Below are 25121 nucleotides of genomic sequence, written 5' to 3'. Positions count from 1 at the left end.
GCAGGGCCGCAAAGTTCCAGAGGGCGCCGGGGCTTGACGGTTGATCACCCAAGCAAGGCCCTGCGGGCATTTTCGCCCGTTTCAACCCAATCAATGGAGTGCATTCGACATGTGTGGGATCGATAACAACACCAGCCACCCCAATACCAAGCAGCTGCTTGAAGGCCTGCCAAAGAACTGGGGCAAGTGGGGCCCGGACGACGAGGTCGGCGCCCTCAACTACCTGCAACAGGCCGAGGTGCTGCGCGGTGTTGCTGCGGTGCGCCAGGGCAAGACCTTCACCCTGCAGGTGCAGATCGGCCACCCCGGCGGCGACCCGATGTGGCCGGCGCGCAACCCCTCGATGCGCTTCAACACCCTGGACCGCAGCCACTATCAGGCCGGCAAGCAGCCGTCCATGACCGGGGGTGCCGAGTACTGCGACGACGTGATCTTCATGCAACTGCAGGGCTCGACCCAGTACGACGCCCTGGGCCACGCCTGGTACGACAACCAGCTGTGGAACGGCTACGACGCCAGCAGCACCGTCGGCGGCATGGCCAAGGCCAGCGTGCTGCCGATTGCCGAGCGCGGCGTGGTGGGCCGCGCGGTGCTGATCGACATGGCCCGGCACCGCGGCAAGAAGTACCTGGGCCGCGGCGAAACCTTCAATCACCTGGACCTGCTGGCCGCCGCCAAGGCCCAGGGCGTGGCCATCGAGAAGCGCGACATCCTGATCATCCGCACCGGTTCCATGGGCGCCTTCTACGAATACGGCAAGACCGAGTTCTTCAAGGACCTGGTGGAGCCGGGGCTGACCTACAGTCGCGAACTGGTGGACTGGTTCAACCAGATGGAAATCCCCAATCTGGTGACCGACACCATCGCCAACGAAGTGATCACCGACCCGGTGTCCGGGGTGCAGATTCCGCTGCACTGCGCGTTGATGCGCAACCTGGGGATCGCCTTCACCGAGATCGTGCTGCTCGAAGACCTGGCCGAGGATTGCGCCGCCGACGGCCAGTGGACCTTCCTCTACACCGCCGCGCCGTTGAAGATCGTCGGCGGCAGCGGGGCACCGGTGAACCCCATCGTCATCAAGTAACCGGCGCTTGCTGGTGGAGAGGCGGGCGCAGGGTTTATCCTGCGCCCCCTCACCAAGACCGATAGGGATCATCGACCGATCATGCATGACGATTCGCACTCGCCGGACTGCAGCTGCTGCCTGGATCACGCCAATGCCCATCAGGGCGTACTCGATACCCTGGGGTTGATGGCCGACCACCCCGAGGCCAGCGAGGACGACATCGTCCAACTGCTGCAGGCGCGTGGCTACTCGGCCATCGCCGCGGAAAAACTCAACGCCTTCGTGCCATCGGCCCTGGCCTGGATCGTGCTCAAGCGCCTGGGGGTGAAACACCTGCCCAACCACTTCATCGCCCTGGATGAGAAGGGTGAAGAGGTCCGGGTTCCGGTGGCCGGCCAGCACTACTTCACCGCCGCGCTGACCCTGGCATACAACACCTTCGAAAACGGCTGGAGCGAGGTGCTGCCGCGCAAGACCTACGAGCTCGTCGCCAACAGAAGCGCCGAAATGGCCGCTGCCAATCAGCTGCTGTTTGCGGGTGAATCACTGCAGGGCACCACGCTGGGGGCTTCGCGTCTGCTGCGCATGAGCGCCAGCGAGCTGCTGGCTTAGCGGCAGGCGCCGCTGGGTGGCGCTTCAACGGATGTAGATGATCTTCGACACCAGCTCGGCGCTGTTCTTGGCCTGCAGCTTCTTCATCAGGCGGGCGCGGTGCACCTCCACCGTGCGGTGGGAAATCGCCAGTTTGCGCGCCACTTCCTTGCAGGTCAGGCCGTTGACGATGTGCAGGGAAATTTCCCGCTCGCGAGGGGTCAGGCGCACGGTCGGCGCCAACGGCCGATCCAGGCGTTCGAAGTGCCAGATCATCAGCCCGAACGGGTCGTCCGGGGTCAGGGAAAAGCCGTGGGCCCGGGCCCAGAACACCTCGCCATTGCGGTGCTGCATAAAGCGTTCGTCGGTATAGGACGCGCCTTGGCCGTTGCGCAGCCAGTGTTCGCTGCGTTCGCCAATGCTCTGGTAATCGGCCTGGGAGGGATACAGCAACAGGGTCAGGTGATCCAGCAGCTGTTCGCGCTCATAGCCGAACAGGCGCAGGAAGGCTTGGTTGCAATCGAGCATGCGCCGATGCCCGGTGATCAACTGCGGTGCGGGTGAAACCTGAAAGGCCAGGCGCTCGAGGTCCTGGAGCTGCTGGGCATATACGGTCATGGGGCATCCTGCCTCGTGGAAGTCGGTGCGCCGCTCTGGCGAGCGGGGTACTACTTACTGCTGTACGTAGTTGCCCCAACTAGCGTCTGATTTCGGCGCTCGCCATTGTATGGAATGCCCGCTTCAAGCACAGAAGAAAATCACCATGACCCATGCTTCCGTATCCATTGTTGCTGCTGCCCACACGTCTTTCGGCCGTCTGCAGGGCTCGACCCTCGAGGACCTGATTGTCCAGGTCACTCGTGAAGCCCTGGCGGATGCTGCGATTAACGCCGCCGAGATCGACGCCCTGTTCCTCGGACACTTCAACTCAGGCCTGGTGCCGGACGGTTTCCCGGCTTCGCTGATGCTGCAGGCCGACCCGCAATTGCGCTTCAAACCGGCCACCCGCTGCGAGAACGCCTGCGCCTCGGGCTCGGCGGCGATTCAGGCCGGGGTCAACGCGATCCGCAGCGGCGCCGCTGAACTGGTGCTGGTGGTGGGGGCGGAAAAGATGACCGGCAACTCCACCGCCGAGGTCACCCAAGCCCTGGCCGGAGCCGGTTACCAGAATGATCCGCAGGAGGCCGGCCTGAGCTTTGCGCAGCTGTTTGCCCGGGTCGCGCAGCAGTACACCGAGCGCTACCACAGCCCGCTGGCCTCGATGGCGGCGATTGCGGTGAAGAACCACGCCAATGCCATGGCCAACCCGCTGGCGCAGATGCATCGGCCGATGGACTTCGAGCATTGCAACAATGTGTCCCAGAGCAATCCGCTGATCGCGCCGTCGCTGCGCCTCACCGACTGCTCGCTGATCAGTGACGGCGCGGCGGCCATTGTCCTGGCGTCACCGCAGCGCGCCCGCTCGTTCCGGCGCGAGGTGGCGATCCGCTCCCTGAGCCAGGTCAATGACCTGCTGCCGATGGCCAGTCGCGACATCCTCGCCTTCGACGGCCCGCAGCGGGCCATCCACGTCGCCTTGCGCGAGGCCGGGGTGAGCCTGGGGGACATGAACTTCGCCGAGGTCCATGACTGCTTCACCATCGCCGAGCTGTTGATCTACGAGGCCATGGGTCTGGCGCCCAAGGGCGAAGGCCATCGGGCGCTGGACGAGGGCATCGTGCGCCAGGGCGGTCGTTTGCCGGTCAACCTGTCCGGTGGGCTCAAGGCCAAGGGCCACCCGGTGGGCGCCACCGGGGTCTCGATGCATGCCCTGGGCTTTCGCCAATTGATCGGCGAGCCCATTGGCCTGGGCGTGCCCCGTGCCGAGTTCGGCTTGCTGTTCAACATGGGCGGGATGGCGGTGGCCAACTACGCCTCGGTCCTGCAAGCGGTCAGGACCTGAGCATGAACATCGCTCATTGGCTGCTGGATGCGGCTCAACGCTGGCCTCAGCGTCCAGCGTTGTTCGAGGGCTGCCGCCAGGTGGCCGACTATCAGGACTTCGCAACCCGGGTCCGGGCTCGGGCCCTGCAGTTGCGCCACGGCCATGGCATCGCCCCGGGGGAGCGGGTTGCGTTGCTGATGAAGAACAGTTGCCACTACCTGGAACTGCTCTACGCCATCTGGTGGAGCGGGGCGGTGGCGGTGCCGGTCAACAGCAAGCTGCATCCGCGGGAGGCGGCCTGGATTGTCGGCAACGCCGGGGCTCGGGCGATCTATACCGACAGCGGGCGGACTTTCGAGCTTAAGGACTTGCCGGACAACTGCCGCGAGTTGCCCGGTTACGCCAGCCCCGCGCCGACGGTAGCCCCGGACCAAGAGCTGCTGGAACCCTGTCCGCGCAGGGACGATGATCTGGCCTGGCTGTTCTACACCTCAGGCACCACCGGCCGTTCCAAGGGGGTGATGCTGTCTCACGGCAACCTGATGGCCATGTCGCTGTGCTACCCGCTGGATGTGGACCCGGTGCAGGCCACTGATGCGGTGGTCTATGCCGCGCCGATGTCTCACGGGGCCGGGCTCTACAACTTCATTCACGTGCGCTGCGGGGCCCGGCATGTGGTGCCGGAGTCACGGGGGTTCGATGCGCAGGAGCTGTTCGGGTTGGCGCAGGAACTGGGGCAGGTCAGCCTGTTTGCCGCCCCGACCATGGTCAAGCGCATGGTCGAGCAGGCCCGGCAGCAAGGCTATGCCGGCGCGGGGATCAAGACCCTTGTCTACGGTGGGGCCCCCATGTACCTGGCGGACCTGGGCCAGGCCCTGGATACCTTCGGCCCGCGGTTGGTGCAGATCTACGGCCAGGGCGAGTGCCCGATGACCATCAGCGCCCTGTCCCGGGAGCTGATCGCCGACCGCGAGCATCCCGACTGGCCCGCAATCGCGGCCTCGGTGGGGCGGCCGCAGTCCTGTGTGGAGGTGCGGATAGTCGATGCCGATGGACAGCGCCTGGGCCCCGGCGAACCCGGGGAAATCGCTGTGCGCGGGGCCCCGGTGATGCACGGCTACTGGGACAACCCATCAGCTACTCAGGCGACCCTGGTGGATGGCTGGTTGCTCACCGGCGATATCGGCTTTCTCGACAGTCGCGGGTTGCTGACCCTCACGGACCGCTCCAAGGACGTGATCATTTCCGGCGGCAGCAATATCTACCCACGGGAGGTGGAAGAGGTGCTGATGCAGCATCCCGGGGTGTTCGAGGTCTGCGTGGTGGGGCAGGCGGATGCCGAGTGGGGCGAGTCGGTGGTGGCTTTCGTGGTGCTGCGCTGCCCAGGCGGCCTCGATGCTCAGGCACTCAACCAATGGTTCGTGACCCGCATGGCCTCGTTCAAGAAGCCCAGGAAATACCTGTTTTGCCGCGAGCTGCCCAAGAACAGCTACGGCAAGATTCTCAAGACCCGCTTGCGCCAGTGGTTGCAGGACCCCACAGGGTCCATCGCCGACCTCTGAAAGATTTTTTCCATGGACAGCAATACGACAGGAGTCTCCCAACATGGACATGACCTCTTGCAATCCCCAGCGCCAGCGGCGCCGGGCCTTTATCGGCGCGACCTCGGGCCACTTGATCGAGTGGTACGACTACGGCGTCTATGGGTTCCTGGCGCTGTACATCGGCAAGGCGTTCTTCGTCTCCGATGACCCCACCAGCAGCCTCTTGGCGAGCTTTGCGGCCTTTGCCCTGAGCTTTTTCATCCGTCCCCTGGGCGGGCTGTTCTTCGGCCCCCTGGCGGACAAGATCGGTCGGCGCAAGACCCTGATCACCGTACTGATGCTGATGGCCGGTTCCACCTGCCTGCTGGGCCTGCTGCCGACCTACGCCAGCATCGGCATCGCCGCGCCGATCCTCCTGGTGCTGATCCGCTGCGTGCAGGGGTTTTCCGCCGGAGGCGAGATCGGCACCATCACCAGCTTCATTTCCGAGTACGCCGGGCCCGGGCGCCGGGGCTTTGCCACCTGCTGGCTGATGGTCACCGCGGTGCTCGGCCTGTTGCTGGGCGGCGCCGTGGCCAATGGCATGACCTGGGCCCTGGGGGCCGAGTTGATGCAGGACTGGGGCTGGCGAATTCCGTTCCTGATCGCCGGACCCCTGGGGTTCATCTCGCTGTACATCCGCCTTAAGCTCGAAGACAGCCCGGAGTTCCTGGCCCTGGTGCACGCCGGAGAGACCTCCAAGGCACCGCTGCGGGAGGTCTGGCAGTGGAAGCGCTCGATTGCCCTGGTGTTCTTCATCATCACCCTGCACAGCTCGATCTTTTACCTGGTGCTGACCTTCGCTTCGACCTACATGTCCAACACCCTCAAGTTCGACAGCGGCACTACCTTGCTCTATGTGTTCGTCGCCAGCCTCTCGGCGGCGTTGGTCATGCCCCTGGGCGGCGCCTTCACCGACCGCTACGGACGCAAGCCGTTCCTGATGGTGATCGGCACCCTGGCCACCCTGGCCATGTACTGGTTCTTCAAGTCGGCGCCCAACGCCACCCCGGCCACGCTGTTCTGGCCGCTGATGGCGGTGGCGATCCTGTTCGGACTCTACGCCTCCTCGACCTATGCCCTGATGAGCGAACTGCTGCCGACCCGCATCCGCTCCACCGGGATTGCCGTGGCCTACAACATTCCCGTGGCGGTGTTCGGTGGCAGTGCACCGCTGATCTCCACCTGGCTGATCAAGCTCACCGGCGACATCACCTCGCCCTGGTACTTCTACGTGGCCACCGGGGTGGTGTCGTTGATTGCCCTGGTGGTGCTGCGCAAGGAGGACTTTGTCGCCTGCGCTCCTGGCTTGCACACCCCAGACAGCCTGGCACCCTCGTTGATGGTCAATCCGGCGCCCTGAGCCAGCAGGCCGGCTGCGGTCTGGGGGTTCAGCAGGTGGGGGATTCAGGAGCCTTGGGGTTTCCAGCATGCCGCCGGTGGCGTGGCACCGGCACAGGCGCGGTTTTGGCCATACAGCGGTTTTGCCGGCTTGCGGGTTACCGCGCTGTTGCGGGTCCTGATGCAGGTGCGGGTATAGCGGTGCATCTGGTTCAGCGCCAGGTTGCGCAGCCCCTTGGGGCAGATCAACAGGGCCTCGCCGAAAGAGAAGAGTTGAAAGCCCTGAACTTCCAGGCGCCGCTCAGAGGTCAGGCGGGTGTTCCACATCAGTGGGTCCAGGTCATGCAGTTCGAGGTCATCGTGCAGCACGAATCGTTCGATTCCGTCCTGACGCACATCCAGGCTGCCGGCGGCCTTGTAGGTGATCTGGCTCATGGCTCCGGGCAGCACCAGAAGAAAGGCTGCGGTCAGGAGCAGGGTGCACATCAGGGCATAGAAGACCCGTTTGTAGGGACTACCGGCCTTGCAGTAGAAGAACACGATGGGCAGCAAGGAGAAGAGCAGCCCCAGGAAGTTCAACAAGGCCGGTAAGTGTGGCGAGTCATTGGACGCTTCGTTGCTGTAGGCATTGATGATCAGCAGGCTGGTGAAGATCCCCGAGATCACCGTGCCCAGCAGGCAGAGTGTCAGGGTCACGAACAGGCCACCCCAGGTGCCCCTGCCCGCAGCGGGGTGTTTCTCCAGACTGCTGTGGATCACGCGTTTGAACGCGGGGCGTGACATCACCAGCCCTGTCACCAGTACCACCACCGCCACCAGTATCAGCGACGCCAGTGCCTCACCCGGATGCACGTAGTAGCTGAGCACGATCAGGGTCAGGAAGCCTGCCAGGACCGGCAAGGTCAGCCATACCACCACATCGTTCATGTGTTCTGGAGTGTTGCGAAACACATCGTTTGCCAGCCCGAACAGCAGGGTGGTGACCGTAAGCAGCAGCAAGTAGATCAGCATGAGAAACAGCACCATGACCAGCCAGACCACCAGCGCCGATCTGGCATCGATGGAGGCCATGAACAGGTCGGTGCGGCCGATGGCCCGGGTGTACATGTACAGGCTGAACAGCCCCAGCGCGGCGGCGCTTAGGCCGATGACGGTGCCGATCTGGCTCCAGTAGTTGAGGACGCGTTTGAGGTTTTTCCTGAACACCTCTTCAAAGGTGGGTCCTGCGACTTGCATGTGGGCACTCCCTGGCAACGGCGATGGCGGCGGGAGTAGAACAAGACGAGGGGGCTCTGTCGATGCTTTTGCACGCAGGACCGGGCTCCGACAGGGCCGCTCCCTGGCCCAGTCTTTCAGGCTCGCGCCTCAGCGGTATTGCGCCGCCGCTTGCACTGGTGTCCGCCCCTTGCGCCCGGCCGTCAGGCGATAGGCAATGGCCAGCCAGACGAACCACGCCGGCATCACGCACAGGGCCAGGCGGGTATCCGGGCGCAGGGCCAGCAAGGCCAGGACGAACAGCAGGAACGCTAGGGCGAACCAGGCCATGGGCACGCCGCCCGGCATCTTGTACTGGGAGCCGGCGTGCAGTTCAGGGTGCTTTTTGCGGTAGGCGATGTAGGACGCGAGGATGGTCGACCAGGTGAAGATCACCAGGATCGCCGACACCGTCGACACCAGGGTGAAGGCGGTCATCACCTCCGGAACCACGTACAGCAACAGCACCCCCAGCAGCATCAGCAGGCTGGTGAAGGCCAGGCTGATCACCGGCACGCTATGGCCTGACAGGCGTTTGAACACGCGTGGTGCGTTGCCCTGGTCCGCCAGGCCGAAGAGCATGCGACTGGCGGAGAACACGCCGCTGTTGGCCGAGGAAGCCGCGGAGGTCAGCACCACGAAATTGACGATGCCCGCCGCAGCCGGGAAGCCGGCGATCAGGAACAACTCCACGAACGGGCTCTTGCTCGGCGACACCTGCTGCCAGGAGGTCACGGCGATGATGCATGCCAGGGCCAGCACATAAAACAGGATGATGCGCAGCGGAATCGCGTTGATGGCCTTGGGCAGGGTCCGGCGCGGGTCGCGGGTCTCCGCCGCGGCGGTGCCGATCAGCTCGGTGCCGGCAAAGGAGAAGATCGCCATTTGGAAACCGGCGAAGAAGCCCAGCAGTCCGTTGGGAAAGGCGGCCTGGCGGTCCAGCAGGTGGTTCAGGGAGGCGCTCACCCCGGACGGCGAGACAAAGGCGGTGGCGATCAGCACCAGGCTCACCGCGATCAGGGTGACCACGGCGATGATCTTGATGATGGCGAACCAGAACTCCACCTCGCCGAACAGTTTCACCGTCAGCACGTTGAGGGCGAACAGGGTCAGCATCATGGCGATGGCGGGAACCCAGGCCGGTACATCGGGGAACCAGTACTGGAAGAAGCCGCCCACCACCACGGCATCGCCCACCACCGCGACACTCCAGCTCAGCCAGTAGGACCAGCCGAGGAAGAACGCCGCCTGGGGGCCCAGGTAGGCACCGGCGAAATCGGCAAAGCTCTTGAAGTTCAGGTTCGACAGCAGCAGCTCGCCCATGGCGCGCATCACCAGGTACACGAACAGGCCGATGATCATGTAGATCAGGATGATCGAGGTGCCGGACATGGCGATGATCTTGCCCGAGCCCATGAACAGCCCGGTGCCGATGGCGCCGCCCATGGCCATGAGCTGGATATGACGGTTATGCAGGGTGCGTTGCAGCGTCGGGTGCTCGCAGGCCCCGAAGGTATCTGGATTCATCACAAAACCTCTTGATTTTATAGTTGTCGAGTTTTGGCAGTGGAAGGTCGTTGGGGGCTGCAGTCTGTGATTGTTGTGGTGCAGCCGGGTCAGGTATTGCCCGTGAACAGGGGCACCAGGCCGGTTCCCTGTTCATGGGCCACAGGAGCGTTCTTTCAGCCGGCGGTGATCCGTCGTGGTGCCGTCGCCAGGGGGGCGGGGCGCTGTTGCAGCAACTGGTACAGGTCCTTGATATTGGCCGGCGTGGGCACCAGCTGAATCTGCTCGCCGATGCCGTGCTGGCGTGCCAGGTCATGCAGGTAGCGCAGGGACGCGAAGTCTTCCAGGGCGAAACCCACCGAGTCGAACACTGTGACCTGGGCCTCATGCTCGCGGCCCGGCGCCAGGCCCTGGGCAATGCGGAAGTACTCGGTGACCGGGAAGTGCGCCGGCATCTGCTGGATATCGCCTTCGATGCGGGTCTGGGGTTCGAACTCGACGATCACCCGGGCGTTGCGCAGGATGTCCGCGTGCAGCTCGGTCTTGCCCGGGCAATCGCCGCCCACGGCGTTGAGGTGCATGCCTGGCTCGATCAGTTCGGGGGTGAGGATGGTGGCGTAGGCCTTGTCCGCGGTGACCGTGGTCACGATGTCCGCGCCCTTGACCGCATCGGCCACCGAGTCGGCGATGCGCACCTCGAGCCCCGGCCAGGCCTGCAGGTTGTGCTTGAGCTTGTGGGACGCTTCGACGTCGATGTCGAAGATCCGCAGCTCGCTGATGCCGAGCATTTCATGAAAGGCGATGGCCTGGAATTCACTCTGGGCGCCGTTGCCGATGAGCGCCATGCGGCGGGCGTCCTTGCGGGCCAGGGATTGCGCCACCAGGGCTGAAGTGGCGGCGGTGCGCACCGCGGTGGTCAGGGTCAGCTCGCTGAGCAGCACCGGGTAGCCGCTGTCGACCTGGGCCAGCACGCCGAAAGCCATCACCGTCAGCAGGTGCCTGGCGGGATTGCCGGGGTGGCCATTGACGTACTTGAACGCGTACTGCTGGCCATCGTCGGCGGGCATCAGCTCGATGACGCCGGTGGCGGAGTGGTTGGCGGTGCGCGGGGATTTCTCGAAGGCTTGCCAGCGCTGGTAGTCGGCCTGGATGTAGCCGGCCATTTCCCGGATCGCCCGGCCTATGCCCAGGCGCGAATACAGGTCCGCTGCGTGATCCACATCGATGAACAAGGTCATGTCTTTTCCCTCTCGGTCAGAACGTTGAAAACTGCTGGGCAGTGCGACGCTGGTGCATTAGCGGTTGGCATGGCCGTGGAGCACATTGACCGCGTTGATGCCGATCTCATCCACCATGTAGCCGCCCTCCATGACGAACAACGTGGGTACGCCAACGCCGGCGATGACTTGGCCCATGCCGAGGAAATCCTCGCTTTCCAGAAGGAAGTGGCTGATGGGATCGTCCTTGAAGGTGTCGACGCCCAGGGACACCACCAGCAGCTCCGGGGAGAACTCGCGAAGCCGGGCGCAGGCCTGGATCAGTGCTTCCCGGTAACGCTGCCAGGTGGTGCCTCGGGGCAGGGGGAAGTTCAGGTTGCAGCCTTCGCCGGCGCCGGCCCCACGCTCCGCGGCGAACCCCGAGTAGTAGGGGTAGGAGACCGCCGGATCGCCGTGCAGCGAGACGAACAGGACGTCATCACGCTGGTAGAAAATGTTCTGGGTGCCGTTGCCGTGGTGGAAGTCCACGTCCAGCACCGCTACGCGTTTCGCGCCCCGGGTCACGGCGTGTTGCGCGGCAATGGCGGCGTTGTTCAGGTAGCAGTAGCCCCCCATGTATTCCCGTGCCGCGTGATGGCCCGGCGGACGGCACAGGGCAAAGGCACTGTCCTGGCCTTCGTCGATCAGCGCCAGGCCGGTGAGGGCGATATCGGCGCTGGTGCGCACGGCATTCCAGGTGGTGGCGGTGATGGGCGAGCCGGCATCCATGGCGAAGAAGCCCAGTTTGCCGTCGATGAACTCCGGCACCTGCTGGTTGGCCAGGTCGCGTACCGGCCACACCAGGGGCAAGGCGTCGTGGCTGCGGCCGGTGGCGCGCCATTCGCTCCAGGCGCTTTCCAGGAAGGTCACGTAGCGTTCGCTGTGGGCGGCGACGTAGCAGGAGCGGTCGAAACGGCGGGGGACGATGATGTCGCCAAGCCCCACGTGCCTGACCCGGTCGCGGACCGTATCGGCCCGGCTGGGTTGCTCGAAGGAGGGCTTGAGCACCCCATCCTTCAACTCGGTGCCGTGGTGCAGGCGGTGGGATTCGCTGAAGACGGTAAGCATGCTGAACGCATCCATTGTTGTTGTCCGGTGCAAATAGTTTGTTCCGGCATGGCTGCGACTTCTTTGCTTTTTGTTCTGATGGAATTAGAGTTTTGGGTAATATTTTTCCATTGAGTGGCTGCTTGTGAAAAAAATGACTCGAAGGGTATCCCTGGACGAAACCGACCTGGCAATCCTCGCCCTGTTGCAGCAGGACGCGAGCATTTCCAACGCCGAACTCAGCGAGCGCCTGTCCCTGAGCCTCACCCCCTGCTGGCGCCGGCGCAAACGCATGGAAGAGGAGGGGGTGATCAAGGATTACCAGGCCAACCTCGACCGGCGCCTGCTGGGGCTGGACATCATGGCCTTCGTGCATGTGCGTTTTGCCACCCACTCCGACCAGACTCCGGATGACTTCGAGGCGGTGATCATGCGTTTGCCCGAGGTCCAGGCCTGCCACAAGATCACCGGTGACGCCGACTACCTGTTGCAGGTGCTGGCCCAGGACCTGGACAGCTACAGCGATTTTGTCGAGCAGGTGCTCAGGCGCCAGCCGGGCATCGCCTCGATCCAGTCGAGCCTGGCGCTGCGGGAGATCAAGGCCACCAGTCGCCTGGCGATTGCCCCGGCACCGGCCCGTTGAGTCGAACCCCGGTTACTGGAATTCTCCGCTGACCAGGTGGCCGTCTTCTAGGCGACTTCACGGCTGTCGGGCGTTGTGCGCCGCCTGCAAGGCCCGGCGCACGCCTTCGGCATAGGACGTCTTGGCGATGGGCCCGATCAAGCCTTGCAGGGCCGAGTCATCGAGGATCAGCGGCGAGCTGATCAGGTAGTGCATCTCCACCATCTCCCGCAGCAGCGGATCGAACAGCCCCAGCAGGCGCAGCAGGGGCTTGAGGGCGCTTTTGAAGCGGGGCTGCGGTGCTTGCTGCGCTGCGCAGTGCTCAGTCGGCAGCGCCGAGCATGGCGGCAAAGCGCTGCGCCGACCACTCCTTGCGGTCCGATACCTGACCGTCTCCCAGTTCCACCAGACGCAGCACGCCGTCGGCCCGCAAGACCACATCCACCGAAAAAAACCGGCTGTCGATCAGCGCAGCGCACTCGCTCACCAGTGCCGGCACCTCGCCTTGTGCAGCATGGGCCTTGCCGTTGAGCACGAAGTAGCGCCGTTCGCTGTCCTCCAGGTAGTCCTCCCGGCGCCGGACACAGATGCCTCCCTCGATCTGGCCGCGATACTGACGCATGCGCTCTACCAATGGGGCTATGTCTGCCGGCGAATCCACCAGACTGCCGCTGCCGGTGTTCAGCGACTTGACGTAGTCCTTGATGAAATAACCCGGCCAGTTCAGGTCTGCCAGTGCCTGGATAAAGTCGGTGTCGGGCGCCAGTACCCGGGTCTCGCTGGTGTACCGGGCCAGCAGCGGATACCACTCTGGCAGGTGATGGCAGTGCCGGTAGTGGGCCAGGGAGGTGAACTCCTTGGCGTCCTTGGCGTGCAAGTGCTCGAGCAGTGCGCCGTAGCTCTCGGGCGTCAACATCCAGCCGCGGTAGAGCACCGGCTCGTCGTCTGGCAGGGCCGGGGAAGCCTTGAAACGGCCGCTTTCGAAATCCTCGAAAGAGAACAGCGAGGCGTTCAGGCCAGCGGCCAGCACCGCCTCGTACTCGTCCAGGTAGTGCTCGTCCGGGCGTTTGGGGTCGAACGGGTCGCTGGGATACAGCAGGTGCATGGCAGGTTCCATCGAGTGAAAGTGGGGCCGGGTCGAGGGACGCGGTGAGGATGGCGTTCGAGCGGTGGATGATAACGGCATTTTTGCAGGCTTTGTTCATGGGCCTGCAGCGCCTCATATCCCTGCACGTTTATTCACAGAAAATCACTGACTGCAGACAGATTCCAATGTTTGCGATGGTGATACTGGTGCGCCTTCCGAGGAGCCTCCCAGGGAGCCTGAAGGATCGACGTGACCAGAGGAAAACCCCCATGCGTTCCATGCTTGCAACCTTGCTGATCAGCACCTTGGGCGCGATGCCCCTGGCTCATGCCACCGAGCCTCTGGCGTTTCACGAGGTGTTCGACGACATCAAGCCTGACCAGCCCGGTTGCGCCGCCGGGGTGATGCGCGGCGCCAAAACGATCTGGAGCGCAGGGTACGGCGCTGCCGACCTGGCCACGGGCCGGGCGATCCAGGCCGATACCCTGTTCAACCTGGCCTCGGTGTCCAAGCAGTTCACCGGTTTTGTCATCCTTGAGCTAGAAGCCCAAGGCCGCCTGGATCTGGATGACTCGATCCGGCGCTTTGTGCCGGAGCTGCCGGCCTATGCCGAGGGCATCCAGATCCGTCATCTGCTGCACCACACCTCGGGCCTGCAGGACTACATGCTGCTGGCGGAGTTGGCGGGGATTCCCCTGACCCAGCGCTTCACCCAGCAACAGGCCCTGGATCTGCTGTTCAAGCAGAACGCCCTGATGTTTCCCCCTGGCAGCGAATTCAGCTACAGCAACAGCGGTTATGTACTGTTGTCGAGCATCGCCGAGCGAGCCGCCGGCATGCCCCTCAAGGACTACAGTCGAGCCCATCTGTTCGAGCCCCTGGGCATGAGTCGCTCGAGCATTGTCGATCAGTACCCGGTGCAGTTGCCGAACCTGGCCCAGGGCTATGAACAGGACGAACCGTCCAAGGGCCCCGAAGCCGTGGACGCCCGCTGGGAACAGACCGGCGACGGTCAGGTGCACAGCACTGTGGCGGACCTGATGCTGTGGTTGCGCAACCTGTCCACGGGGCGGGTCGGGGGCACGGCGCTGGTGGAGAAGATGCGCCAGACCGAGCCCTTCAACGACGGTGACCCGGGCTATTACGGCATGGGCCTGGCCAATCGCAGTTATCGGGGCCTGCAAGAGGTGTCCCACAGCGGCAGTTGGGCCGGTTTCAGCACCGATGTGGCCTGGTACCCGAAGCTGGATGTGGCCACTGTGGTCCTGTGCAACAGCACGGAAGGGGAGGCGTCGGAGCGCGGGCATCGCTTGCTGGATGTCCTGCTGGGCCCGTCCTGGTTGCCCCGGGACACGGGCATTCCGGCGCCGCCGCCGAGCATCAAGGCGGTGCCCAAGGCGTTCTTGAATACCTTGGTGGCCGGCACCTACCTGGATGACCTCGGTCATCAGTTCCAGCTGCAACGCACCGGCAAGGGGTTTGTCCTGGACACCTTTCATGAGGTCCTGCCGTTGCTCCGCCAGAGCGATCAACTGATGGTGGCGGACAACGACGGCATCCCGATCTATCTCGCGGCGGCACCGGGGGCACGGATCGTCAGCAACAACCCGGCCTCGACCTACGTCCTGGCCCCGGCTTGGAAACCCGAGGATATTCGTCGTTATGTCGGCCTCTACGCGCTGCAAACCAGCCCCGGACAGCTCAAGGTCTACCCCCGGCAAGGCAAGCTCTACGTACGTATCGGCCAGCACAGCTACCCTTTGCAGCCGCTGACGACGGAGCGCTTTCGCGCCGGTGAACTGGGGGTGATCAGCTTTGCCGAGGAGGGTGCCGTGTTGACCAGCAGCGTGGCGCGCAATCTGCGCTTCAGGAAGGTGACGGGGCAATAGCCTCGGGCCGCATGTTGGTAACGGACAGTCGGGGCCTTCTTGCAGCCTTTTGAGGCGAGCATTTTAGATCTGGAAGCCCCACCACCTGGCCAGCACCTCGGACCAGGACCTTTGGGGGACTACCAGTGGTCAACCAGTTGCTTGACCTGCGACGCATCGTGGCACCGCAGCAGCGCCTGACGAAAGCGTGGATTGGAGAACAGCCGGGCAGTGTCCGCCAGCAGTTCCAGGTGTTGCTGATCGGCGGGGGCGGGCACCAGCAGCACGAGGATATCGCTCACCGGCTGCTGGTCGGGTGCGGCAAAGGCCATGGCGGTCTGCGGCCGCAGGTACAGCGCATGGATGCTGTCGAGCTCGGCGAGCCGCGCATGGGGCACAGCCACACCATCGCCGATGGCGGTACTTGCGGCCAGTTCCCGGCGCCACAGACTGGCCGTGACCCAATCGCCGGGCAGTTGCCGCGTCTCTTGAAGATGTTGGCCAACCTGATCGAACAGGCGCTGTTTGTTCGAGATATTGACGTCGAGGAGGATGTCCTCGACCTGCAGATAGCGGGCAAGCTTGCTCATGGGCTTCTCCGGGCGTTTCAGGCTTTGCTCAAGGAGAATTGAAGCGCATTTGCCTGGCTGGGTCAGTGGCGGCCGGGCAGTCTTTACGAACTCTTTAGGTGGGGGCTGGCGGATGGCAAGGGAGAGAGCGAAGTCGTCGTACTCATAGCGCCAGTGTTCTTCGGTGGGGGGTAGAGGTTGGTGAGGCGGTTGTTGCTGTTCCAGCGGTATTGCCAGCGCTGAGGGCGAAAGCCGTGGCGGTAGACGATTTTTTCGGTCAGGCGGCCGCAGGGGTCGTAGCGGTAGCGGTTGGCTCCGGATTTGATCTCGCGTCATTTCAAACGCTGTATGTATTCTATAAGCCCAGTAGCATTGTCGCGCGGTAGATAGTGAAGTGCTTTGATAGGGTTGTTCTGTTCTGTTTTTTTGTTACTAAAATTGGTTTTGGCTGAGGTTTTTTTATTGCAGAGTATCTAAAAAAACAAAGCCATCAAGGGTGTTGTCATATCCTAAGGAAAGAAGGTCTTTTTTTATTGATCTAAGTATTTTCTTCCATTGCTCTGTAAAGTCAGATATGGAAATCACCATGCTTGATCTCTTAATGTTGGATTTGCTTTTATCGAGATAAACAACGTCAATCCATTTGGCATCCACTTTAATTAAGTTGGAATCAATGATTTTAAAGTCCCAGTGAGCTGTAAATGAGCTTGATAAGAATGCCATAAAAAAAGATTCAATTCTATGCTCTAGCTGAGTTAGTATGTCGATTATGTCATCATAAATATCACTAATGTCGCCCCTTCTGCTAAGGCATAAGGTTAAGTCATTCCAATGTAGTAATATGTCTGGACTGTATTCTAGGTAGGTGGAGAATATGGCCTCTGAAACAGAGGTGTCTTCACTGTCTTTTGTCCCGAGAAGTGTGTCCCTGATTACTTCCAGTTTAAACATGTTGGATGTGTCTCTAGTTGAAGATTGGACCGGCAGTTTTAGAGTCAATAGGAAATCCATGGAACGTGCCATTGCCATTATTCCTGATTCTAATCATGTCGGGAATGCTTTTAGAACCATCGGGATTATATACTACCGATTTGTGATCAGGGTTTATTGGGATGTCAAAAAATGGACCCTTCTTACCGTTTGGTCCAGTCGGCAACTCTGATGCTTGTTGTCCAGCATACTTTAAGTCATCTCTATTTCCCCATTTGCCTTGAGGGTTTCCTGTTTCCTGAGCTCGTTTTATTGCATCTGACTCTTGCCACTTTATTCCATGTACTTTCCCTCTTTCATATCCGGGCTCAGGTCTTAATCCGTCATAGCTTGCCAAACCCAACGGATCAACCCAACTCAACGGATTATCCACATACCCCTGCGGCCGAGTCCCACCACCCAACCCCAGCGGATCCGGACTCAAATACTGCGCCGTCTCCGGATCGTAGTACCGATGCCGATTGTAGTGCAGGCCACTCTCTTCGTCGTAGTACTGACCCGGAAAGCGAATCGGGCAGGTGGTCTTGTTGATCGGCACCACGTTGCTGCTGGCGAACTCGTCATTCGCGGCTTGCCATAGCCGTGCCTGGCCCCAGACGTTGGGGCTGTTGCTCCAGCCCAGTTGGCCGCTTTCGTCCAGTAACTCCCGGGGCGTGCCAAGGTGGTCGGTGACGATGTACCAGAGTTTTTCGCCTTGCTGCTGCGCCAGCGGGGTGATGCCGCCCGGGGCGTAGCTCCAGCGGGTGGCGTGTTCGAAGGCGACGGTGCCGTCGGCGTAGATGGGCGCGGCTTCGAGCAGTTGTTCACCGCTCCACAGGTATTCCTCGCCGATGATGTGTTGTTCGCTGTGGGCGTAGATCGAGTTGCGTTTGTTGCTGCGGCTGAAGTTGAACTTGCGCGTGCGGCGGCCAAAGGCGTCGTACTCGTAGCGCCAGTGTTCGTTGTTGGGGGTGTAGAGGTCGGTGAGGCGGTTGTCGCTGTTCCAGCGGTATTGCCAGCGCTGGGGTCGGAAGCCGTGGCGGTCGACGATTTTTTCGGCCAGGCGGCCGCAGGGGTCGTAGCGGTAGCGGTTGGCTCCGGATTTGACCACGCGCCCGCCTTTTTGCTCAGCCTTGACGCCCATGCCTTTTGCGCTGTGGATCTGCCCTTCGCTGAGCAGGTTGAGGGCGTTGTCGTAGAGCCATTGCTGTGGCTGGCCCTGGCCCAGGTGGGCGGCGATCAGTTGCTGGTTGGCGTTGTAGCGGTAGTGGCTCTGGCCCCAGCGGTTGTCGTCGATCTGGATCGGGTTGAAGGCTTTGTCGTAGCGGTAATGGCGCTCGACAAAAGAGGTTGTTGCTGCGCCGGCCTTTTGCTCGGTCAGCAAGCTGAGACTGTTGTAGTGCTGGTGCAGGTTGAAGCCGGCGGCGCTGCTGCGCTGGATGTCGCGGCCCAGGGCGTCGCGGCTGATCTGCAGCGGTGCATGGCCGGCGATCAGCAGTTGTGCCAGGCCGCCATTGCGGTCGTGCTGCCACTGCACCTGGGGCAGGGCGGCGAAGGCTTCCTGGGCGTTGGCCTGTTCGGCGATGGCACCGGCTTGCTGGCCGATGGGCAGGCCACTGGCGGGGTCGTACTGGTGTTCGATCAGGCGGCCATTGATGCGTTCGCTGAGCAAGCGGCCCACGGCGTCGCGTTGGTATTCGATATGGGCGCCCGGGCTGTTGACGCGGATCAGGTGTCCGACGTCGTTGTAGTTGAACTCGGTCTGTTCGCTCAGTTCGCCGTTGGCCCGGTAGTGAGCGATGTTCAGCAGGCGCGCACTGGCGATGTCGTAGTGGTAGGCCACGCGGGCGCCGTCGGCACAGTGTTTTTCGCTGAGCCAACCGACGGCGTTGTAGCAATAGCGGGTGAGGGTGCCGGCGAAGTCGCGTTCGGCGATCAAGCGCCCGGCCTTGTCGTAGGCGTATTGATACACGTCGCCGACGCCATTGGTCAGGCGGGTCAAGCGGGTGAGTCTGTCGTAGCCCAGGGTCAGGCTTTGCCCGCCGGGGTAGGTGAGCTTTTCCAGCAGGTCGAAGGCGCCGTAGGCGTAGCGGGTGCGATGGCCTTCGCCATCGATGAAGCTGGCCAATCGGTGTTCGCTGTCGTAAGCCCAGTGTTGTTGAGTGCCATCAGCCAGGGTCACGCCGCTGAGGGAACCTCGGGGATGGGCGTGCTGGCTGTGGTAGGCATAACGGGTGATCTGGCCCAGCGCGTCTTGCTGTTGGAGAGGGCGGCCTAGGGTGTCCAGTTGCACTCGGCTGATCTGGCCGTCCGGTTGCTGGATTTCGCTCAGGCGTTGTTTGCGGTCGTAGCGGTAAAGGGTCTGGGTGCCCTCCGGCCAGGTCTGGCTCAGCAACTCGCCATGGGCCCCGTGTTGGTAAGTGGTGGTACGCCCATCGGGGTCTTTGACGCTGCTGAGGTTGCCCTGGGCGTCGTACGCCATTTGCCAGGTGACACCGTCGGCGGCGACGTAGCGTGTCAGCAGGCCTTGGGTGTTGTAGTCAAAGGTGTGCCGGGTGCCGTCCGGGTTGATCTGAGTCAGCAGCTCGCCGAAGTCGCTGTAGCGGTAGGTGGTGGTGCGACCCAGAGGGTCGGTGGTGGCGACCTTGTTGGTGTATTCGTCCCACTCGGTCAGCCATTCGTGGCCCAGCGCATCGATTTTGCGCACCACCAGGAAGTCGCTGTTGTAGTAGTGCCGGCTGCTACCGCCTTCAGCGTCGTGGTAGTCGGTGCAGCGGTTGGCATCGTGGTATTCGAAGCGGTCGGTGTAATGACCACTGTCGGCATGGGTGCGAATGACTCGCCCTTTGGCGTCGTAGGCAATGTGGAAATGGGTCTTGTCGGTGTCGTGCCACTGGGTCATGTGGCCGGCGTTGTTATAAGCGTGGTACAGGGTGCCGAATTGGTGACTGGCGCAGTCGGTCAGCATGCTGTGTTGCTCATAGCGGCAACTGAGCAAGCGGCGCGGGCGTTGTTCGCCGTCGTGCAGGGCGACGCCGGTCAGCAGGCCCGTGCTGCTGAGCTCAATGTGCAGCTGATAGCCGTCGCTGTGTTCGACGCGCTGCAACCGCTGCTGTGGACCGTAGATAAAGCGGATGCGGTTGCCGTTGCTGTCTTCGATCGCGGTCAGGGGGCGAGTGTGGTTCGGGCTGTGGGCAAAGCTCAGGGTTTGCTGGGTCGCGCGGTCATACAGGCGCAAGGTGCCCGAACGTTGGCCGCTGAGCAGGTAGCGCCCGTTACGTCGGTTATGGGCCTGGACTTCGTCGTCCGGCGCCTCGTAGTCCAGGGTGCTGCCGTCGACCGTGTGATAGGTAATGCGCTGGTGATCGAGCACCAAGTGCTGGGACCAATCGTCCGCCCATTTCCACCCAAATAGCCCGCGAAAGTCTGCCCGCGAGCGATACAGGCGCGAGAGTTTCAGCGGGAGGCTGCCGGGGATCTCCAGCACTGGCCAGGTTTGCAGGTAGTCACCGGTAGCGACGTCCACCGGTTCGCCTTCAAGACTGCATTTGCTGGTTTCGCAGTTTTTGCCGCTGTCGGAGGTCCTCCCGGTTTTCACGTCTTCTGCGCTGCCGTGGGCGGCACCTTGGGGTCTGACGTGAACGCCGTCGCCGCCATGGGCGACGGTTTCAGTGCGGTTGGCGTTTTTCAAGGCATTGGCGGCTTTGGCCGCTTCCGCAGCCTTGCCTGCCTTGAACAGCGTCCAGGGCAAGGTCAGGATCTCCACGCCCGCCCGGGTCGCGGCCTCGATGTGATTGCCCTTGGACCAGGCATCGGTGACTGGTTTGACCAAGGCAGAACCCACGGCCTTGGCTCCGTTGCTGATGCTTGTTCCGACAGTCCCCGGGGTGATGTTGCCCAGGCGCATGTTCTCCGCGAGGATCTGCGCATCCAAGGCACGGCCGCGCAGACCGTCTGCGGTGTAGTTGCTCTGCAGGCTCTTGGCTTGATGCTTGGCCCCGGTGTAGGCCAGTTCGCCGATTCCCATGACTGTGTCTTTGGCAAACCCGGTCACGCCACGAGTGACTTGCGCATCGGCGTCCGCCACCGCCGGAAAGTAATGGGCAATCAGCGGACCCATGGGCGTCGAGCTCAGCACCGCCCCTTGCTTGATGCTGGCGATGCCTTCATCGGCGCTTTTGTTCCAGCCGTCAAAATCGATGTACTTATCCAGCCCATCGATGTCGAGTTGCTGCTGTTTCAGGGCTTCGCGCTCGGCCTCCAATGCTTGCAGGCGTTCGCTGGTGCGTTCTCCGGGAGGGGCCAGGTCACTCGTCTCGCTGGCAACCGCAGTGGCCGACTGGGCCGTCGTCACAATCTTGCCCAGGGTGCCGCCTACACCGGCGGCGTTGCAGTTGATCAGGCAGGCGCTGTCATGCCGGGCCAGCGGCAGGCCATTGACCTTGACGTTGCTGTGGCCCTCCAGCAGTTTGACGTTGCCCGCGCCCAGCGAGGTGCCGGCCACCACATGGGCGCCGGCATCGGCCTGGACCTGATTGAAGAGGTCCCCCAGCCGATAGACCTTGGTGCCACGGGCCTTGACGTCGCTGGAAGCCAGCACCGGTTTGTCCAATGTCGCGAACGAGTCGAAAGCCACCACCACCGGTCCGACCCAGCAGAAGTCCGGCACACTGCACACGGCTTGCCATTCACTGCTGTCATGGGCGACGTGGCGCTTGCTGCCCCCTTTGGCGGTGGCGGCCGCGTCCCTATCCACCGGCGCCGACTCGGCGGCTACCGCTTGAGTGGCGGCGGCTTTTTGCGCGTCCAGCTCAGCTTTCAGCTGCTGCAACTCACTGAGCCTGCGCTCATCCATCAAGCGTTGTTCCGCTGCCGCATCATCGGCGCTGTCGGAGATCGTCAATCTGTCCGTCATGTTCAAGCCTTCCCTGGCAACGCGGCGGTGCCTACCAGCGCCATGGTTATCTGGCTGATACCCGCCGTTACGGGCAGGCGCCAGAGCAGCACGGCCTGGCGCTGGTCCAGGTCAAGGCGCAGGGTGTCGAGCACCGGCACGCTGACGAAGGGCTCAGCGTCCGTGCTTTCACACACCACCAGCGGTGCAACTCCGGGCAACTGCATGAGGTAGTCGCCCTCGCTCAGACAGCCCTTGAGCCGCACGCTCTCATCACCGGTCAGATAGGGCACGGCCACCTGGTCGGCCGGGGCGCTCTGGTAAAAGCGTGGGTCGAAGTCGTCCGGCAGCAGTGGATAGCGTTCAGCGAGCCATTGCGCGTCCAGCGTGCCTTGCAAGCCCACGCGCGGCTGCCACCAGCGCGCCAGCGCGGTCAGGCCCACGGGCGGCAAACGCTGCGAAGGGGCTTTGTAGGGATGTGCTGGGTCTTCAATCTGAGGGGCGGGCAGGCTGTCCAACTGCGCGATCTGTGCTTCGATGCGTTGGCGCACCGAAGCCTCCAGGGTGTTCAGTTCAGCCGCGCCCGGCAGCCAGCCGCAACCGGCGGTGTTGCTGGGGTAGCTGACGCTGGGAATCGGCGTCTGCCCGGGTGACGGCTCGGGGTCGTAGAAGCAGCCGCCAAACGCCAGGCGGTAATCCAGCGTGACCTTTTCCACTTTATCGGGGGCACTCAGCGTCCAGCCCATCAGCCCCTTGTGCACGGTGCGCGGGCCATGGACCTGCAAGCTCTTGCGCACCGCTCCGACCTGCACCTCGACCGGCCAGTTCGTGCGCCACTGCCCTTCAGCACTGTGCACGCTGCCTTGCAGCAACACATCGGTGCCGGGCTTGCCCAACAGCAGATCGCCTTCTTCGGCGATCACCGCCTGCAAGGGAAAAGTGGCTATCGGTCCATCGAAGCGATCGCCGAGGACAATCGCGCTCTGATCTGCACTCAAGGGCATGGCCAAGCCCTGGGCAAAGTCAAAGGTGCCGCGAATCACCAGGATGTCCATGGGCACGCCCGCCGGGGTGGTTTTTTCATACAGCAGGTGTGGCAGCCCGGTGTGGTTCTCGATGTGGATGACGCCCATCACCAGCTACCGTCGATCAAGAGCGGCATGGCATCGGTCACATCCAGGCCTTTGAGCTGGGTGGTTTCGGCGTCCACCGGCAGGTTCGGCGCCGGTTGTGCGGTGCCGCTGTTGAGGTGCACGTCTGCGGGGGCATCGGCGTTGACCGTGTTGCCTGCCACCAGATGAATGTCCGGTCCGTCGAGGTAGATCCCGGCATCGGTGATCACCACTTTCGAGCGTCCGACCTGCAAGGTGATGCTTTCACCGTCCAGCTTGATGCTCGATCCTGGTCCGCTGGCCTCCGGCGCAGGCTCCTCACCCGCAGGTGGTGCGGCACTTTGCACGCTGCCATCGCCGACCTTGAGGCTGTAGGACGTGCCCACCACCGTGCTCTGGCTACGGCCCACCTGGGTGCTCTGGTTGATTCCCACCAGGGTGTTCATGTGCAGGCCGACGTTCTGGCTGTAGACCGTGCCGATGTTCATCATCTTGGCCAGCCCGACGTTTTGCAGAGAGGCCAGGTTGATGGTCTCGGTCTTGAAGCAGTCGACATTGATCGACCAGTTGCGCTTGATGCGATCACGTTCGTGGCGGTCGATGGTCTTGGTGCGATCACGTCCCACCCAGTGGGTTTCGTCGTGTTCGACTTCGATGTTCTGATCCCTCTCCGCGTGGACGTAGATCTCTTCGGCGCCCTTTTTGTCCTCGATGCGCAACTCGTTGGAGCCATTGCCGCCCAGGCTGCTGCGGGTCTTGAACACGCTGCGGGTCTTGTTCGCCGGCAACGGATAAGGCACGGGCGTGTGCTGGTTCGGTACGCAGCCGGTCACCAAGGGCTGTTCGGGATCACCGCCGATAAAGCTGACCAGCACTTCCATGCCGATCCGCGGGATGATCACGTGGCCAAAGCCTTCACCGGCCCAACTGGTGGCCACCCGTACCCAGCAGCTGGAGAACTCGTTGCGCTCGCCTTCGCGGTCCCAATGAAATTGAATCTTTATCCGTGAGCATTCGTCACACCAGATTTCCTCACCGGCAGGACCGGTCACCAGCGCGGTCTGGCTGCTCAGGCGGGGCTTGGGGGCGGGCTCTTGCGGCCGAAAGAAGGTGTCCCAGGGGATGGCGCTGAAGCGGTTGCGGTAACCCTGGGTAAAGCCGCCGTGGCGGTCGTCGCTGGTGACCGACTCTTCCAGCACCTGCGGTTGTCGACCTTCATGCTCAACGCTGACCAGCAGCCACATCTGGTTGTATTCGCCGCGCGGATGCTCGGTCAGGGTGACCAGATGGCCGCAGCGAAAGCTCGACAGATCGCTCTGCCCCTTGGCCAACTGGTAATCGGCGCGATGGCCTTCAAGGGCGATCTGGCTCAGTTGCTGGCCCACCGCGCCGGTGCTGTAGCGGCCCGGGTAGCGATAGTCCTCAAGGATTGGTAGCGCCTCGCTCTGTGCGGAACTGTGCAGGGTGCTGGGCACCGGATCGAGCGGGGCGCCGCTGGAGGCGCTGCGCGGGTCGGGCTTTTTCAGGTTGTAGTCGCGGCGCACCACCTGGCTGGTGCGGGTGCTGAAACGCACCGCGAAATGGCTGACCACCGGGTCTTCGGCGGCCAGGCCACTGCCTTGCTGATAGCGCGCGGTGGCGAGGATCGGGTAGTCGGTCTGGTTGTCGGAAAATACCAGCAGGTGCTGGTCGAGGCTGTGTTCGTGGTGCCAGTGAATGCCGTCTTCAAAGCACAGGCGTTGCACAAACTGGAAATCCGTCTCCCCGTATTGCACGCAATACACCCTGGGTACTGAAGGCTTGGGAGCAATGTTGAAGCGGTATTGGTCGGCGAGGATGCCGTGTTCCTTGAGCACCTTGGCAATGATCTGCGGCACCGTCAGGTTCTGATAGACCCGTTGGTTGTGGCGGTGCTGCAACTGATAAAGGTGAGGACGCAGGATCAGGTGATAGCGGGTCATGCGCTTGCCGCTGTCGCCGATTTCGATGTCGTCGATCAGGCCGTGGATGCCTTCACCCTTGAGGCCGAACTGCAGGAACGCCGGCTGGTTGAGCAGGCTTTCCAGATCGACGTTGGGGTTGTCCGAAACTAGCTCGATGTGGATCGCATACAGCTCGCTGATGGCTTCGCGACCCTTGAAGGCCAGCACCTTGAAGTCGTGGCGAACAGAAGGGATGGACAGCACGAAATGCGCAGTGTCGGCCGGCGCGAACATAGGCTCATCCTTAAGCGTGAGAGAGGCCAGACCCGCGCCGTACCTGGCCCGGGTGCAAAGTGGCGCTCAACCTAGCAAAGGGTGCGCAAAAACTAATATGGGATGAGTCTGGAAAGTCGCTTGAAATTTCCGGACCTGACTTTGCTGTCCGCAACCAGGAGCCAGGGATGGCTGAGCCACTCAGGTCATGACCCGGCTCAAGCTCACGGGTGGCTT

The 25121-nt window shown here is 62.7% G+C and carries 19 protein-coding genes; 7 read left to right on the top strand and 12 right to left on the bottom strand.

Annotation, left to right across the window (positions count from 1 at the left end; translation table 11 throughout):
* The first annotated feature begins 109 nt into the window (after positions 1-109).
* Together KHO49_RS18115 and KHO49_RS18110 are read left to right on the top strand one after the other, a co-directional pair.
* Positions 110-1084, top strand: a complete 975-nt coding sequence (locus tag KHO49_RS18115; protein WP_110653276.1) for a cyclase family protein — start codon at positions 110-112, stop codon at positions 1082-1084.
* 81 nt (positions 1085-1165) lie between these two features.
* Positions 1166-1678 carry a hypothetical protein gene (locus KHO49_RS18110; RefSeq protein WP_213665566.1) on the top strand — a complete coding sequence of 171 codons (513 nt, stop codon included), beginning with the start codon at positions 1166-1168 and terminating at the stop codon, positions 1676-1678.
* Between the two features lie 24 nt (positions 1679-1702).
* On the opposite strand, the gene KHO49_RS18105 is transcribed toward KHO49_RS18110, so the two are convergent.
* The gene (locus tag KHO49_RS18105) at positions 1703-2275 is read right to left on the bottom strand and encodes a LuxR C-terminal-related transcriptional regulator (protein ID WP_102881534.1); all 573 of its coding nucleotides are present in this window, start codon (positions 2273-2275) and stop codon (positions 1703-1705) included.
* A gap of 145 nt (positions 2276-2420) precedes the next feature.
* Here KHO49_RS18105 and KHO49_RS18100 point away from each other — a divergent pair, with 145 nt between their 5' ends.
* Genes KHO49_RS18100 through KHO49_RS18090 form a run of 3 tightly spaced genes read left to right on the top strand, consistent with a single transcriptional unit; the run spans position 2421 to position 6527 of the window.
* Positions 2421-3599: an acetyl-CoA acetyltransferase gene (locus tag KHO49_RS18100; protein WP_213665565.1), complete on the top strand. Its 1179-nt coding sequence runs from the start codon at positions 2421-2423 to the stop codon at positions 3597-3599.
* 2 nt (positions 3600-3601) lie between these two features.
* On the top strand, positions 3602-5143 hold the full coding sequence (locus KHO49_RS18095; RefSeq protein ID WP_213665564.1) for a class I adenylate-forming enzyme family protein: 1542 nt from the start codon (positions 3602-3604) through the stop codon (positions 5141-5143).
* Between the two features lie 43 nt (positions 5144-5186).
* Positions 5187-6527 carry an MFS transporter gene (locus KHO49_RS18090; protein ID WP_213665563.1) on the top strand — a complete coding sequence of 447 codons (1341 nt, stop codon included), beginning with the start codon at positions 5187-5189 and terminating at the stop codon, positions 6525-6527.
* 44 nt (positions 6528-6571) lie between these two features.
* On the opposite strand, the gene KHO49_RS18085 is transcribed toward KHO49_RS18090, so the two are convergent.
* The 4 genes from KHO49_RS18085 to KHO49_RS18070 form a co-directional block, all read right to left on the bottom strand.
* The gene (locus KHO49_RS18085) at positions 6572-7741 is read right to left on the bottom strand and encodes a hypothetical protein (RefSeq protein ID WP_213665562.1); all 1170 of its coding nucleotides are present in this window, start codon (positions 7739-7741) and stop codon (positions 6572-6574) included.
* A 129-nt stretch (positions 7742-7870) separates the two neighbouring features.
* Positions 7871-9286: an amino acid permease gene (locus KHO49_RS18080; protein ID WP_213665561.1), complete on the bottom strand. Its 1416-nt coding sequence runs from the start codon at positions 9284-9286 to the stop codon at positions 7871-7873.
* 155 nt (positions 9287-9441) lie between these two features.
* Complete coding sequence (gene ocd / locus KHO49_RS18075) at positions 9442-10503, bottom strand: ornithine cyclodeaminase (RefSeq protein WP_102881528.1); 1062 nt, start codon at positions 10501-10503, stop codon at positions 9442-9444.
* Between the two features lie 57 nt (positions 10504-10560).
* Positions 10561-11589 carry a histone deacetylase family protein gene (locus KHO49_RS18070; protein ID WP_213665560.1) on the bottom strand — a complete coding sequence of 343 codons (1029 nt, stop codon included), beginning with the start codon at positions 11587-11589 and terminating at the stop codon, positions 10561-10563.
* Between the two features lie 133 nt (positions 11590-11722).
* Between KHO49_RS18070 and KHO49_RS18065 the strand changes: the two genes are divergently transcribed.
* A complete protein-coding gene (locus KHO49_RS18065) occupies positions 11723-12211 on the top strand; it encodes an Lrp/AsnC family transcriptional regulator (protein WP_170004083.1) in 489 nt (162 codons plus the stop codon).
* A 57-nt stretch (positions 12212-12268) separates the two neighbouring features.
* Here the strand turns inward: KHO49_RS18065 and KHO49_RS18060 are convergent, their stop codons facing one another.
* Positions 12269-12541 carry a hypothetical protein gene (locus KHO49_RS18060; protein WP_249735673.1) on the bottom strand — a complete coding sequence of 91 codons (273 nt, stop codon included), beginning with the start codon at positions 12539-12541 and terminating at the stop codon, positions 12269-12271.
* Complete coding sequence (locus KHO49_RS18055) at positions 12513-13295, bottom strand: ATP-grasp domain-containing protein (protein WP_213665559.1); 783 nt, start codon at positions 13293-13295, stop codon at positions 12513-12515. Before KHO49_RS18055 ends, KHO49_RS18060 begins: the two co-directional genes overlap by 29 nt.
* A gap of 251 nt (positions 13296-13546) precedes the next feature.
* Between KHO49_RS18055 and KHO49_RS18050 the strand changes: the two genes are divergently transcribed.
* On the top strand, positions 13547-15166 hold the full coding sequence (locus tag KHO49_RS18050; RefSeq protein WP_213665558.1) for a serine hydrolase domain-containing protein: 1620 nt from the start codon (positions 13547-13549) through the stop codon (positions 15164-15166).
* Between the two features lie 119 nt (positions 15167-15285).
* Here the strand turns inward: KHO49_RS18050 and KHO49_RS18045 are convergent, their stop codons facing one another.
* The 5 genes from KHO49_RS18045 to KHO49_RS18025 form a co-directional block, all read right to left on the bottom strand.
* Positions 15286-15735 carry a PTS sugar transporter subunit IIA gene (locus KHO49_RS18045; protein WP_123394483.1) on the bottom strand — a complete coding sequence of 150 codons (450 nt, stop codon included), beginning with the start codon at positions 15733-15735 and terminating at the stop codon, positions 15286-15288.
* A 438-nt stretch (positions 15736-16173) separates the two neighbouring features.
* A complete protein-coding gene (locus tag KHO49_RS18040) occupies positions 16174-16665 on the bottom strand; it encodes a hypothetical protein (RefSeq protein ID WP_213665557.1) in 492 nt (163 codons plus the stop codon).
* Positions 16666-16678: 13 nt separating this feature from the next.
* Positions 16679-21598: an RHS repeat-associated core domain-containing protein gene (locus KHO49_RS18035; protein WP_213665556.1), complete on the bottom strand. Its 4920-nt coding sequence runs from the start codon at positions 21596-21598 to the stop codon at positions 16679-16681.
* Positions 21599-21600: 2 nt separating this feature from the next.
* On the bottom strand, positions 21601-22710 hold the full coding sequence (locus KHO49_RS18030) for a DUF2169 family type VI secretion system accessory protein (protein WP_213665555.1): 1110 nt from the start codon (positions 22708-22710) through the stop codon (positions 21601-21603).
* Positions 22710-24905 carry a type VI secretion system Vgr family protein gene (locus KHO49_RS18025; protein ID WP_213665554.1) on the bottom strand — a complete coding sequence of 732 codons (2196 nt, stop codon included), beginning with the start codon at positions 24903-24905 and terminating at the stop codon, positions 22710-22712. Before KHO49_RS18025 ends, KHO49_RS18030 begins: the two co-directional genes overlap by 1 nt.
* Between the last annotated feature and the right edge of the window lie 216 nt (positions 24906-25121).

The sequence above is a fragment of the Pseudomonas sp. RC4D1 genome, assembly GCF_018390395.1.
Taxonomy (GTDB): domain Bacteria; phylum Pseudomonadota; class Gammaproteobacteria; order Pseudomonadales; family Pseudomonadaceae; genus Aquipseudomonas; species Aquipseudomonas danubii.
This window is presented reverse-complemented; position numbering and strand designations above follow the sequence as displayed.

Excerpts from the sequence above, each read along its gene's own strand:
- KHO49_RS18115 (WP_110653276.1), top strand. The coding sequence starts at position 110 with ATGTGTGGGATCGATAACAACACCAGCCACCCCAATACCAAGCAGCTG.
- KHO49_RS18110 (WP_213665566.1), top strand. The coding sequence starts at position 1,166 with ATGCATGACGATTCGCACTCGCCGGACTGCAGCTGCTGCCTGGATCAC.
- KHO49_RS18105 (WP_102881534.1), bottom strand. The coding sequence starts at position 2,275 with ATGACCGTATATGCCCAGCAGCTCCAGGACCTCGAGCGCCTGGCCTTT.
- KHO49_RS18100 (WP_213665565.1), top strand. The coding sequence starts at position 2,421 with ATGACCCATGCTTCCGTATCCATTGTTGCTGCTGCCCACACGTCTTTC.
- KHO49_RS18095 (WP_213665564.1), top strand. The coding sequence starts at position 3,602 with ATGAACATCGCTCATTGGCTGCTGGATGCGGCTCAACGCTGGCCTCAG.
- KHO49_RS18090 (WP_213665563.1), top strand. The coding sequence starts at position 5,187 with ATGGACATGACCTCTTGCAATCCCCAGCGCCAGCGGCGCCGGGCCTTT.
- KHO49_RS18085 (WP_213665562.1), bottom strand. The coding sequence starts at position 7,741 with ATGCAAGTCGCAGGACCCACCTTTGAAGAGGTGTTCAGGAAAAACCTC.
- KHO49_RS18080 (WP_213665561.1), bottom strand. The coding sequence starts at position 9,286 with ATGAATCCAGATACCTTCGGGGCCTGCGAGCACCCGACGCTGCAACGC.
- ocd (WP_102881528.1), bottom strand. The coding sequence starts at position 10,503 with ATGACCTTGTTCATCGATGTGGATCACGCAGCGGACCTGTATTCGCGC.
- KHO49_RS18070 (WP_213665560.1), bottom strand. The coding sequence starts at position 11,589 with ATGCTTACCGTCTTCAGCGAATCCCACCGCCTGCACCACGGCACCGAG.
- KHO49_RS18065 (WP_170004083.1), top strand. The coding sequence starts at position 11,723 with ATGACTCGAAGGGTATCCCTGGACGAAACCGACCTGGCAATCCTCGCC.
- KHO49_RS18055 (WP_213665559.1), bottom strand. The coding sequence starts at position 13,295 with ATGCACCTGCTGTATCCCAGCGACCCGTTCGACCCCAAACGCCCGGAC.
- KHO49_RS18050 (WP_213665558.1), top strand. The coding sequence starts at position 13,547 with ATGCGTTCCATGCTTGCAACCTTGCTGATCAGCACCTTGGGCGCGATG.
- KHO49_RS18045 (WP_123394483.1), bottom strand. The coding sequence starts at position 15,735 with ATGAGCAAGCTTGCCCGCTATCTGCAGGTCGAGGACATCCTCCTCGAC.
- KHO49_RS18040 (WP_213665557.1), bottom strand. The coding sequence starts at position 16,665 with ATGTTTAAACTGGAAGTAATCAGGGACACACTTCTCGGGACAAAAGAC.
- KHO49_RS18035 (WP_213665556.1), bottom strand. The coding sequence starts at position 21,598 with ATGACGGACAGATTGACGATCTCCGACAGCGCCGATGATGCGGCAGCG.
- KHO49_RS18030 (WP_213665555.1), bottom strand. The coding sequence starts at position 22,710 with ATGGGCGTCATCCACATCGAGAACCACACCGGGCTGCCACACCTGCTG.
- KHO49_RS18025 (WP_213665554.1), bottom strand. The coding sequence starts at position 24,905 with ATGTTCGCGCCGGCCGACACTGCGCATTTCGTGCTGTCCATCCCTTCT.